Here is a 13,536-nt window from a genome sequence, read left to right as displayed (position 1 = left end):
CTATGCTTCTCAGCCATGCCATGCAGCAGCGAGCTGCCTTTGGGCGGTGGTGTCAGACTGAGAGGGTTGCGACGATGCCATAGGGTCCAGTCCAGCGCCTATGCTGTCATACCCCGCCATCGCACTGACCAGTCTCGACAGATCAGCTTCGAGTTGGACGCCGGAGTCGCTCGCGGGCTTCGCGGGTTGATGCGATGTGGCGGATTCGAACCATTCCGATAGGAAGGATCGTCCGCCAGAGCCGGGAACGACGATGTCCGACTGAGCCGAGCGCAGAAATTTCTCGATCGGTGTCAGCGCCTCAGCCCCAATGCTCGACGAATCCTGCGTGACCATCGCGGCGTTGTGGATCGGCGGATCGCCGACCAACGTGCCGCCATGGCCATCGGTTGCGGACGTAAACTGTGCCGTCACGTATTGGCCAAGCAGCGCGACATGCGCGGTGTGAACACCATCACTGACCGTCAAGGTACCGCTCGTGTTGCTTGCGGCCTCCGCATAGGACAACGTCGTACTCGAATTGTAGGCAATATCCACAAGGTCGATATGCTCCGGTTGCCCAAACCCGGAAATGCTGCGGGTGAACGTCTGCGATGAATCGAGCGTCAGGGTTCCGCCAGCGCTGACCGTGAAGCCCACGGAGGTTCCGATCGAGCCCCCGCTGGCGACTTCCAGGGTCCCGGCGCCAATGGTCGCGCCGCTCGCAACGCCACCCGAACTGACGTAGAGGAGACCGCCGCCGCTGACGTAAGTTGAGGAAGCGATACCTCCAGCGGAGATTGTTTCCGTACCTCCGCTACTGACGATCGTGCCGCTCGCATAGCCACCTGAAACGACGATCTGATTGCCGCCACTCGAAAGAGTGACTCCGAGAGCAGTGCCGCCCGAGCTGATCGACTGTCTTCCAGCGATCACGCTGCTCGACGCCGTACCGCCGGAGCTGACGATCTCCGAGCCGCCAGCATAGACCGTAGCGGCCCTCTCGATACCGCCGGCGGACACCGTTGCAACGCCGCCGCTGCTCACGATCGTGCCGCTGGCAACACCGCCGGACGACACCACCTCGCTACCACCGCTCGATATCGTCGTGTTCTTCGCGGTACCGGATATCATGATCCGCTCAATTCCACCGCTCAAGACTGTCGCAGCATTCGCGATGCCGCCGGATAAAACCATTTCGAGGCCGCCGCTCGACACGATGGTGGCGTTGGCCGTTCCGGAGACCTGGTTGGTGCCACCCTTTAGTTGCGTTGCGCTCGCTGTTCCGCCGGCCAGCTCGTATTCAAGACCGCCAGCATAAACCGTCGTGCCGCTGGCCACACCGGTATTATAGACCGCTTCGGTGCCGCCGCTGCTGATGATCGCGTTGATGGACGTCCCGCCCAATTCAACATACTCTCCATTGTGGGGGCCGCCCAAGACGACGGTTCCGCTGGCGACACCGTTCACCACCTGGTTGCCAAGGAGCTGCGTCCCGCTCGCCACGCCACCGGACGATACGGTCAGGGTTCCGCCCAAGAGCACCAAGCCGCTGACCATGGAGCCGCCGGACAGAACATAGCCCTGTCCTCCGCTGCTAACCGTCGCTCCACTCGCGACACCGCCGGACGAGACTGTCTCGGTGCCACTGCTGCCGACGGTCGTGCTGGTGGCTCTGCCGCCGGAGCTGACGACCTCCAAGCCGCCAGCATAGACGGTGGTCCCGCTGTCGGCGCCGCCGGCAGAAACCGTCGCAACGCCGCCGCTGCTTACAACTGCGCCGCTCGCGACGCCACCGGACAGGACCGTCGCATGGCCGCCGCTACTGACGGTCGCATTGATCGTCGTGCCGCCGGACGACACCAACAACGTCCCACTCGCGACGACCAGAATGCCCTGGTCGGATTGCCCAGACAGGACGCTAAGCGTGCCGCCACTGGACACCACGACAGAGCCTCCGGCAGCGACGATGGCGCCGCTCGCAACGCCGTTGATCAGCAATTGGCCGCCGGCAGCGACCGTCGTCCCGCTGGCGACACCGCCCGACGAAATGACCATCGCGCCGGCATTGGCGACGGAAACGCCGCGCACCGTCTGGCCGGAGAGCACATTCAGGTTGCCCCAGGCTCCAACGGACACAGTGCCTCCAGTTATCTGGTTGACGCCAAAGACCGCGCCATCGACGACCAGTGTGCCACCACTGCTCACGGTGGCGTTGGTCAACGTCCCGCCGTAGAGCACATCGAGTGCGGTACCGCTGTTGATGGTCGCACCGTTGAGGGTTTCTCCAGACCCGACTTCAAGCGTGCAATTTGCATTGGTCGAATACCCACTAGCCGTTCCGCCGACGAGCTCCAGATAGCTTCCGGGTGTAAAGCCCGCGGAATTGGCATTACCGCCGCCGAACACCTCGAGCGTTCCGCCGCTGGAGACGATCGCCCCGTTGGCAGTGCCGCCCGAGAGCACTTCCAGCGTGGTGCCGCTGGCGATGGTGTAGCCGGTCAACGTATCGCCGGCTCCAACCGCCACTATTCCCCCACTGCTGACGGTTGTTCCAGTCGCACTGCCGCCTGCGAATAGCTCCAGCATGCCGCCACTCGAAACAACGGTTCCGACCGCACTTCCTCCAGATAGGACAGCGAGAATACCATCCGCGGCAACCGTGACATTGCTGACGGTCCGCCCGGAGCTGACATCAATTTCACCGAATGCCGACACCACCGCGGTGGCGCCACTTAGGATGCTGACCGCCTGTACATCAGAGTTGTAGACCGCCAGGTTGCCTCCGCTGCTAATCGTGATGTTGGAGGCGGCTCCGGCGGAGTCGACCAGCAGCGTGCCTCCGTTGCTGACCGTCACGCCGCTCACCGTTGAACCGCGAATATCCAGCAGACCGCCGCTCGACACGACGGCACCTCCGTTCGCTATCGTTGCGCCGATAACGGCGCCATCGACGATCAACTGACCACCGCTGTCGACCGTCGTGTTGCTGACGGTGGCCCCCGATGAGACGACCAGATGTCCGACGCTGGTAACCGACACGTTCCAGTCGATCTGGCCCGACGTCACGGTGAACGTGCCGCCGCCGACGGTCGCGGCCCCGCCACTGACAATCGAAGCACCCGCAACAGTGCCATACGTCGTCAGCTGGCCGCCGCTGCTAACAAAGGTATTGCCGGCCGTTGCACCGCTTGAAACGACCAGCGTCCCGCCCGTCAGGACGGTGGCACCGTTGACGGTTTGGCCCGACGAGAGATTGAGGACGCCACCGCTGGCGACGAAAACGATCCCGTTTGACGAAGTCGCGCCATTCACCGTCCCCCAGACATCGAGTTCGCCGCCGCTGTTGACCGTAACATTGCTGACCACGGCGCCAGCGAACGCACCTTCCACAACACCGCTGCTGACGATATAGCCGCTTTGAGTAGCCCCGGCTTCGACGAGGAGTTGGGCGCCAGCTCTGATTGTCGTACTGGTCGCGGCGCCCCCAAACAGTTCCAGCACTCCGCCGCTTGAAACGGTCGTGCCGGAGATTGATCCGCCCGATGCCACCCCCACCGTTTGCCCGGCAGAAACGGTTGTGTTGTTCAACGAGGCGCCCGAGTTGACAAAGTAGATGGCGCCGGAGGTCAACGTGAGATTGCTGGTGGTTGCGCCGCCAAAAACTTCGATCGCGCCACCGCTCGACACGACTGTCCCGTTGGCTGTACCGCCGGAGTAGAGGGTAAGAAGACCGCCGTTTTGGACGGTGCCTCCACCGAGGCTTTGTCCAGCCGACACAATCAGGTCGCCGCCATTACCGACGGTCACGTTGGTTCCCATTCCCGCAGTCGCTCCGGGAACAGTGCCATAGACGGTAAGGCTGCCGCCGCTATTCACGCTGACGTTGCTTGCGACGCCACCGTTCGCGACAGTGATTGCATTTCCGCTCGTGACCGTCGCGCCGGTAACTGTTCCACCGGATCCGACGTCCAAGGCAACTCCGTTGCTGGCCGTGTAATTGCTCAGCGTGTAGCCATTCCAGACCTGGAGAATGCTGCCCGACTGGTATGTCGCTCCGTTTGCAATCGCGCCAGAGCCGAGGAGCAGCATTCCGCCGCTTGAGACAGTCGTTCCGCTGACGGTTCCTCCAGAATCGACCTGGACAATTGCCCCATTGGAGATAGCGAAGTTGCTCTCGGTAAAGCCGCCTCCAATCTCGAAGTATCCGCCGGATTGAACCGTAACCCCTGTCACGCTGGCGCCGCCAAAGACTGCCAGATCGCCGCCGCTCAACACTGTGGTGTTGCTGGCGCTTCCACCTGACGCGACCTGGAGAAGACCGCCATTGGCAATTTCACTCCCACTCACCAAGCCAAAGGCGACCGCTGTTCCAGCTCCGATCACGTCAATGACGTCGTTGCTTCCGCTGACTTCAACGTAGCTACCGCTTTCTACATAGATCACGTCATTGTTGCCGATGACCTGGTCCGGATCGGTGTAGGTGCCGACATTCGGGCCGATGGTGATCGTCGCGTTTGACGCTTGCGTGATCGGTGAGGCGCTGGTGTAGGAAAAGCCGCTTAGCGTGCTACCGGATCCGACGAAGATCTGATCACCGGTGCCCGACGTCAGGGTCAGCGATGTCGGACCGACCTGGGCGATCTGGTTGTTGTTTCCCGATACTGTCGCGACACCGCCATCCTCTACGGTAATCGCCGCATTGGACGCATTAATCGTCGCTGTCGGACCAGGAATATCGACTGCATTGTTATAGCCGTTCAGCGTTAGGACGCTCCCGTTCGTGGCCACCACCACGTTACTGTTGCCGTTGATCGTCATAGCCGTGCCGCCGGTCCCGGCAGCGAGATTGCCATCCTCCAGCCACTGACCGGAGTAGGCGTAAGTCCCCGACGTCGTGAGTGCAACGATCTTGCTCGCCGGGCTGATCCATTGTGGCGCGGTTGTGACGAGATCCTGGTTGCCGTCTATGATCGTCCGGTTGTTCTGCGCGCCCTGGTCCATCGCATATTGGGCAACCGCGACCGCCATATTTGCCAACTCGAAGGGCGTGGGCGCCTGATCGTGGACGAACTGTCCGAACGTTCCCATCTCGAGCGCCGTCGGAAGCCGGCCGAACGCATTCTGGAACGCGGCGGTGACGTCGAAACCATACCAAAAGAACGTGCCCGATGTAGGTCCCGGCACACCGTAGTTGGTCTGATAGCCAAACGTCTGCAAAATGCCAGAAGCAAGTGAAAGGCGATCCAATCGGCCGGCATCAATGAATTCGATGATGTGCTCGGTCTCCATGTCATCCATTGAGCGCCCGAGCAACGTTCGATAAATTTCGTTGGCGATTGCAATGTCCTGCTTCTCGGTCGCCACATCGATCGTGATCGTATGCGCCTGGCTGAACCCGTCGTTCACGGTCCATGTGTCGATGCCGTTTGCATCAATGATATGCGAAGCGGCACCGTTGCGAAGTCCTGATCCGCTCGTCGCTGCCGGACTATTGGGAGCCACGGTGCGCGACCACTCGTAACTGCCGTTGGCATTCGGCAGGATAACCGTCGTGTCGGTCGTACCTTGCGAATTCGTCAGCGTCGTGACCAATCCGTTTGCGCTAACCGAGTACGTATTGACGCCAAGGATGGTATTCGCCGTCGCGGTCGTGTCACCATAATAGGTCGAGACTTCGGTCTTGGAGCCATCGGGCGCGACGCTTGTCGTAACGACCTGGTTGAAGATACCGTTGCCGTTGTTGTCGACCTTGGTCACGGTCGTAAGACCATTGGCACTGGTCGTCTTGATCGATTCTGAACGAAGATTGGCAAAGCTGTTGCCGTACGCGGTTGTCATCACCTCGGTCTTGGTGCCGTCCGCATTCAGGGTGGTAATGTCCGACGCGATGATGTCGGTCGACAGCAGCGAGGACGGCAAGCTGCCGCCATTGAGGATGGCGGTAGCCGCCGTATCCAGGTTTGCCAGCGTCTCCAACCCCGTCGTGTCGTAAACGAAGCTCTTGACCAGGCCATTGCCGGAGACGTCGGCGACGATCTGGCCCACGGTCAACCAACCTGTCGGATCGTAAGTGATCGTCGTCACCGTCTTGCTGGCGTCGGCATTGGTGACGGTGCTGATCGTCTGCGTGAAGGCGATCGCGCCGAAAGATCCGGAACCAGTGCGGGTTTCCGTGGTGGTATTGTCGGCGTTCTTGACGAACGTATCCGTCACGACGTTCCACTGCGTGCCGTCATAGTCGCGATAGGACGTTTCAGAGATTGTCCGCCCGTCGAAGCTCGTCGAGACGATGTCCTGTCGCTCGATGAACGACGGGGTCGCCGAGTTGTAGTAGGTGGTCGTGTCGGTCTTCGAGCCGTCGAGCGCGGTGACCTTGGTCTCCTGGATCAGTGCCGAGCTCTGTCCGGCGAGGGTCATCGTCGACGTGGTCGAAAGACCGTTGGCCGAGGTGACGATCGTCTGGGTATCGCCGACGCCTGGATAGCCACTCGGCGTGACCGCGATCGTCTCGGTCGAGTTGCCATAATCGTCGATCGCGACGCTGTCGCTGGTCGTCGCCGTGGCGTTTTGCGTGAGCAGCTGGGACAGCGCTCCGGTCAGCACCATCGTGGTCAGCTTGGTCTGTGCGTTTCCGGAAACCTGGGTCTTCACGGATGTCTTGAGCGTCGTCGCGTTGACGACATCCGTGTCTTCCCAATCGATCAGGCGGCCGCCGTCACCATTCGTGTCGTAGGTCGTCGTCTCGCTCTGGGTGTCGACGGTCGTCCCGGCGCCATTCTTGTAGACCGTCTGAACCGACAATCCGTTCCCGCTGGTCGTCTTGACGATGGTGCCAAGCAGCGCATGGTTGGCGTCGTAGCTCGTCAGCGTATCGACGATCGACCCGTTGGCTTGGGTCTGCGTCGTTTCGGTCTGGTCGACCGTCGAGATCGTCCCGGTTTCATTGAAATAGCGGTTGGCCGAAATCGTCTGCTTGTCGGCGCTGACGGTGGTGGCGGTTTGGGTCGTCATGCCGCCGTTAGCGTTGAAGGTCGAGACGGTTTCCGTACGACTGCCGTCCGTCCGGTTGAGGACTGTGTTTTCGGTTGTCACCAGGTTGAAGATCGGCAAGCTGCCGTTCAACGCGCCATTGGCGTCGACCTTCGTCGTGATCGACAGCCCATTTCCCGAAGTAATGGTGACGGTCTCGTCGAGCAGCCCCGATCGGTTCGAACTGCTGATCGTTTCGGTTCGGCTGCCGTCGGCATTGAGCACGATCGCATCCGTCGTCGAGAAGTCCGCCGTCGTGTCGCCGTTGACTGCGGTGGCCACCGTCTTGGTCAGGCCAGTCGCATTTGTCGTCGCGATGGTTCGAAGCAGGAGTGCTCCGCCCGACGTCGTGAAATAATCGGTTGTATCGGTGGTGCTACCGTCGGTCCCCGGCAAGATGGTCTCGCTCTGGTACGTGGGCACCGAACCGTTGGATTGCCGGGTGATGGTCGTCTCCAAGCCGGCGCTGGTGACGATGATCCCACTGTGGACCGTCGTGACGTCCCGGACTGTTCCGGCCGTCGTACCGGTATAATCGGTGACCACCTCGGTCCGGCTGCCGTCGGCGTTGACCGTGGTCATATCGGTCGTCGACCGGTCGGTAACCCCATCACCATCGAGGTCATAGGATACGGTGCTGCCGAGCCCGCCCGCGCTTGTCACCGTCTGCGTCGAATCGATCTTGGTCGCATTATAGCTGTAGTCGACGACGTTCTGCGTCGAGCTACCATCGGAATTGAGTGTCGTCGCCGCAGACGTCTTCGTTGCGTAATGAGCGGTCGCATAGGGATTGACAGTCGTCGTGGTCGTCAACCCGTTGGCGGTCGCCGACGTCGTCGACGTCGACAGCAGCGTACCATTCTGGGACGTGGTATTGGTCGTCGCGCTTCGGCTGCCGTCGCTGTTGATTGTGGTCGTCGCCGTCGACGTCTGGTCGAAAGCGAGACCGCTCGATGAATAGACCGCTGCAGTCTGCCCCTGGATATCCGTTTTGACGGTCTTGACGAGCCCATCGGCGGTGGTGGTCGTGAGAGTCGCGCCGAGGACGTCGCCCTGTTGGTCGAAATTGACGACCTGATCCTGCAGCGTACCGTTGTTCTGCAACGTCACGGTCTCTACCTGCTTGACGAGACCGCTCGATCCGAGGGTTGTCGTCGTCGTGACAAGCTGGCGGTTCGCCGAGGTGTTGGTCTGCACGGTCTTGAGGGTGTGACCGGCCCCATCAGTGACGGTCAGGGTCTCGCCCAGGGCGCCGCCGGCGCTGATCGTCGTCAAGTCGGTTGAGACCTGATCCCAGGTCCCCGCGCTCGCCAGCGACGCTCCCACGAAGGCGCTGGAAACGATGGTTTCAAGGCCACCTGACGTCACCACCGTCTGGGACTGATCGATCTTGTAACCCGTCGACGATCCGTAGTGGGTCACGGTTTCCGTCGACGTTCCCGCCGAGGTCGTGGTGTTATCGGTGGTAATATGATCGAACACCGGCGCAGCAACAGTGCCGCTGCCGGTCGAATCGATCTGAATGGTCTTGGCCAGACCGCCGCTCGTCGTCGTGGTCACGACCTCGCCCTTGAGCGAGCCGTTGCCATTGAGGAGTTCGGCGGTATCCGTCGTCGTACCGGAGTTGACGGTCACGGTCTCATATTGCGTGATCTTGCCGTCGCCGTTGCCGTAGATCGTCGTGGTCCGCGTCGCGCTGCCGAGCGTGGTAGAATTGATACTCTTCGACTGCAGCGTTCCGTTCGCGCTGTTATCCACGATGGTCGTCGTCTGCGTCCCGCCGGCATTGGAGATGGTCGTGGTTCTGTTATCGACCACGATGAATGCGCCGTTGTCGAGCTGCGACGTCACCGCCGACGTGACGAGACCACCGCTGCTCTGTGGCGTCTGGGACGTGACGGTCTGGTCGAGAAGGGTGTTGTTGGCGCTCCGGTCGGTCGAGGTGGTGACCGAGCCGCCGGAATTCGTCACAGTTTGATCGACCGAGGTCCGATTGAGGGTCACGCCATCGGTCAGATCGCTGCTGGTCGTCCGGGTTACGGTATTCGACGTCGTCGAGGTCACGGTCTGGATCAGGCTCGTCACCGTCGAGCCCGCGGAGGTCGTCACGGTCTCGGTCCGCGTTCCGCCCGAGGCAACCACCGTGGCGTCGACCACCGTCGTCTCCATGGTGCTGCTGCCGTCGACGAGATCGACCGTCGTCCGGGTCAACCCGCCGCTGACGACGGTCGACGAGGTGACGTGGCTGACCGATCCGTCGGAATTGACGTTGGAGATGACGTAACTCGCAGGTCCCAACGCGCTGGTTGTCGAATCAACCTCTTTCTGGGTGGTCCAGCCGCCGCCGAGCTGGTCGCGCAGGATGGTGACGACGGTGCCGCCCGAGGCCACGACGGTCGTGGTGGTGGTCGCATTCAGCTTCTCGGAGTTCGACGTCCCGGCGCTGGTCAATTCGCCGGTCGAGGTGATAGCGCCGGCTGAGTAATTGACCAGGGTCTCCGACGTCGTGCCATTGGTCGACGAGGAGATATTGTCGGTCTGCAAGGTCAGGACGACTCCGCCATTGTTGACCGTCGCCAGCTCCTTGGCCGTCGTCGTGGTCGTCACGCCGCTGCTGACCGTCGAGGTGACGAGCGAATTCAGGATGCGCTGATGATCGACGCTGCCATCGGCGTTCGACGCAGTGTTGGCTATAGTCACCGACCCGTCGGCGTTGGTCGTGGTCGAGTTCGTAACCACGTAGCCATTGGCATCCGTGGCCAGAGTGACCGTGGCGGCCGTGCCGGTCGTTCCGCTCGTTGTCGTGTAGGTTGTCTGACCGTCGATCGAGGACCCATCCGGCTGCGCGACGTGCGTTGCGTCCTGATTGAGGTTGATCGAGGCAACGCCGAGAGTGGCCAGCGACTTCGCCGTCCGGGTACCGTCGGCGTTGGTGACCATCACATAGAATTTGCTGAAGTTCGCGTCGCCCGAATCGAGCACGCCATCATGGTTCGTATCAAACACGTCGAGCAGCGCCTGCATGTCCGACTTGGCGCTCGGATCCCAATCAGTGAAGATGACTTGGTTCGCCTGGGTCAGTTGCCCAGTGCCGGTCGAATCGTAGAACAGGACGCCGCTGCCCACGCCAGCCCACGCCGTCTGGTTCTGCACGCCGCTCCCGGTCGCATCGAAGAAGACGTTCGACGACGACAACTGAGTGATGTTGATGCCCTTGCCGGAGAGGTCGAGCATGACGGGTCCAAAACCGAAGTCTCCGCCCCCGCCATAATCGGAATAGCCGCCGGTATCGGCGCTCGCCGTATCGTAGCTGTAAGACGTGTCCGGCTGCGAGTAGGCGTAACTGGAAGTATCCGGCGGCGTATAGGTGTAGCCGGTGGTATCCGGTGGCGTATAGGTCGAGCTGCCGTACCCGTCGCTCGCTGCAGACGCGGTATCCACCGCCGGTGCGGACGGCTGAACGTCGGCGAAATTAGTCGACCCCGAACCGAGATCGCCGCGGACATCGCCGCTACCCCAATTAGGCGACGATTGAGGATCGGTAACGGGCGAAGACGCTTGCCCCGACATATAAGTGTCAGCGACATCGCTAACCGAGCTGCCAGGCTGGCTGCCGAGGGACGTCGAATTGTCGGAAGGGAGATAGCTAGGTTGGGACCAACTGGAGGAGTTCTGGAGGTCTGTGAAATCCTGCCCAACAGTACCATAAGCTTGATTGGCTGAGCTGACGACCGACTGATTCAGCGTAACCATGTCGTTCAGACCGCTATTCAGCTGGTCAGTCGCCATCAGATCGGAGAATTCTTGGCCTTGCTGAAGGTAAGAGACCCCGGATGTTGTCGGCGCCCCCGTCGACAGTCCATTTGCGGCATCGGGCGACAGAACATTTGGTGAGCCGGAGTTGCCAGATTGAAGCCAACTCATCGCTCCCAGGGATTGCTCTGCGGCCTGCGTTTGGTTGACGAAAGGAACGCTGTTGTCTGTTGACGAGTTACCAAATCCCGATGGGATGGTCACGCTAACTCGCCCGTTGTCTGACGTAGCAGCCCACCCGTTCGACAGTTGAAAGGAAGGGCCGCTTCTCTCCCATGCAACTCCGGAATTCGTTACCCCGACGTCGCCTTTCTCGAAAGGCCATCCCTGCGAAAAGTCGACCTTCCCGCCGGTATTTATTTGCTCAAAGTGATCATGAACTGGAATCGAACTACCGTTCGCCGATGCGCCAGTATTGCCCATATACCCAATAACGTCCCCGGCATTAACCGGCATTGTCGGATTTTGGGATGATAGCGTGTAGTTGTCGGCGAAGCCCGACTGGTGCGCATTCAAGAAATATGAATAGGTCCCATCGCCATTGTCTCTCTCGATGACGGAAGCATTTCCGTAGGTGCTCGAACGATACTGATAGACCATCGTTCCATCGACAGACGCAACGATCGGATCTCCGGCCACGCCGGGCGTCTGAGCTCCGAAGTCCGTTCCCAAATGTTGGTAGCTACCTCGATCCGCGCCAAATGGACTAGTGATTCGAAAGTTGCCTGCTACTGGAGGGAGAATCACGTCGCTCATTGTTGCTCTCCATTATTGAGCCAGCTCGGTCCGGCTTCGCCATTGCGGTATTCTCGACCGACAATGAGCGGATTTGTCCTGCTTCGAATGTTCAAAAAATTGCCGTCGGGACTTACTGATAGGCCATCTGCCCCATCCTGAGCCAGGCGAACGCAAATCGTATTAGCCGGCTCTAGCGGCCAAGAGCCGACGCGAAGAAATCGCGCACAGACGTTGGGGCGACTTGCTGCCGCCCTCTCGACGTCTGCTTGATCGTCTTGTTGGGATGCGAAATCCGCGGTCTCTGTAACTACGGCGAAGTCGCCGTGAAGGCTTAGCACCGGCACGATGAAGGAGGCTTGCTTCTGCCCAACTATTTCCGCCTGATCGAATGTTAACCGGCCCGCAGCGAAAGTGCACCGTGAGAGATAGAGGTCTAGTTTGAGACGACCATTGATTCGGCTCTCAGGCAACGAAGGATCTGGCTCAAGCAGGACGTAGCAATGCCTCGCGTCAAGAGCGAGTGCCGATACTCTGAGGCTCGAAGGTATCGCAGGTCCACCAACGACCGGCCACCGCTGAACTAAAGGCTCATGCAGAGGCCTGATGGTGAAGACAAGGTCGAGTCGCGCGCGATCGGTATTGACCTTTGTGTACAGGTAGTAGCCAACAGATGCGCCGGTCTCGCTCGACTTGCATCCCGGCCGACTCGTGGAGCAAACATAGCTACCCATGCTCCAGATCTCGGGGGCGGAAAATCCATAGAGCGGAAACAGCCCAGGCGGCCGTTTGCGCGAATCCGCATTGGCAAAGGTGATCTGCACTCCTTCGCGCACGACACTGTAGTCTTGACCAGTTGCGATCAGGGACGACTGCTTTGAAGGCACTATGCTATCAAGGTCTATGGCTTGACTTGATGCCTGCGAATACACGCTACCATCAGGGGCGGTTCGCAACGGCGCGCTGAATGCAACGCTGTCCCTGCGCAATTGCAACACGGGTGTAACCGATTGGGCGCCCACCCTCGGGCGAACATCGATGAATTGCGAGAATGGAACCTGCGCCGGCAATCGCGCATCGCTCGCCCTGGCACTATACAAACCGCCGCTCAAAAAGATATATTCGCCGTTCTTCACGCACTCGGCCCCGAACGCTGCAAATTCGGACACGACCAGTGGACGAATCTGCTGTGTCTCGATCATGAACATGTTCACAGTCGTGTCGCGTGAGTATTCAGGAGGAAACGCTGAGGACGCGTTGCGCGCTGGCCCATGCGTTAGGAAAGTAAATGTCTTGTCGTTGCACCAACTGACGTCGGAAGCGTTTTCACCAAACCGGTTCAAATAAAGAATTTCGTGCGCGCTCATCGCATTGATCGACGATACCGGCACGGATACTGCGACCAAAAGCATCGCTAAAAAAAACAATGTTGCGGGGATACCACGACCTCCTGCCAGCCTCGCAAAACGTGCCATTGATTGTTACTCCTGGATCTTTTTAGTCCCAAGCATTCCGTTCTCCATTACCCATTTGGGCAGGTCGCTACACCAAATTATTGGGCGGACGGCCCTCGAGGTCGACCTAAGTCATTTCCACTATCTGGCGATCGTTGAGAGCACCAGGCGGCGGCTTGGTGCGCCTAACCTAGGGTCGTAACTACTCGGTGTGAGGTGAAAAAACGGCAAGGCGTATCAGCATTCCGGTCAGGTCCGCCTGACTACGTGCGTGGGTCTTCGAGAACACCGCTTTCAAATGGGCGCGTGCCGTACCAACTTTAACCCCTCGGTCGGCTGCAATCTCGGATAGCGTTCTACCGGAGATGACCCCTATTGCTATGTCGGCCTCAGCCCGCGTGAGTGCGAACGCTTCCGAAAGGGTCTCTCGCGGCAGTGCGGCCCATCGGTTTGGATCGACCACAAGGAGAAGCAAGCCGGCCGAGCGCGCCGACCGAAGATCGTGTTGATCCAGGCGCAACAG

The 13,536-nt window shown here is 60.3% G+C and carries 2 protein-coding genes; both read right to left on the bottom strand.

Features of this window, described 5'->3' with window-relative positions; genetic code table 11:
* Window positions 1-9 precede the first annotated feature (9 nt).
* Complete coding sequence (locus tag ACP2YP_RS04695) at window positions 10-11,580, bottom strand: AIDA repeat-containing protein (protein ID WP_426422611.1); 11,571 nt, start codon at window positions 11,578-11,580, stop codon at window positions 10-12.
* Complete coding sequence (locus ACP2YP_RS04690; protein ID WP_426422610.1) at window positions 11,577-13,034, bottom strand: hypothetical protein; 1,458 nt, start codon at window positions 13,032-13,034, stop codon at window positions 11,577-11,579. The genes ACP2YP_RS04695 and ACP2YP_RS04690 overlap by 4 nt, the downstream gene beginning before the upstream one ends.
* Between the last annotated feature and the right edge of the window lie 502 nt (window positions 13,035-13,536).

It is taken from the genome of Bradyrhizobium genosp. A (genome assembly GCF_049949275.1).
In the GTDB taxonomy this organism is placed as follows: domain Bacteria; phylum Pseudomonadota; class Alphaproteobacteria; order Rhizobiales; family Xanthobacteraceae; genus Bradyrhizobium.
This window is presented reverse-complemented; position numbering and strand designations above follow the sequence as displayed.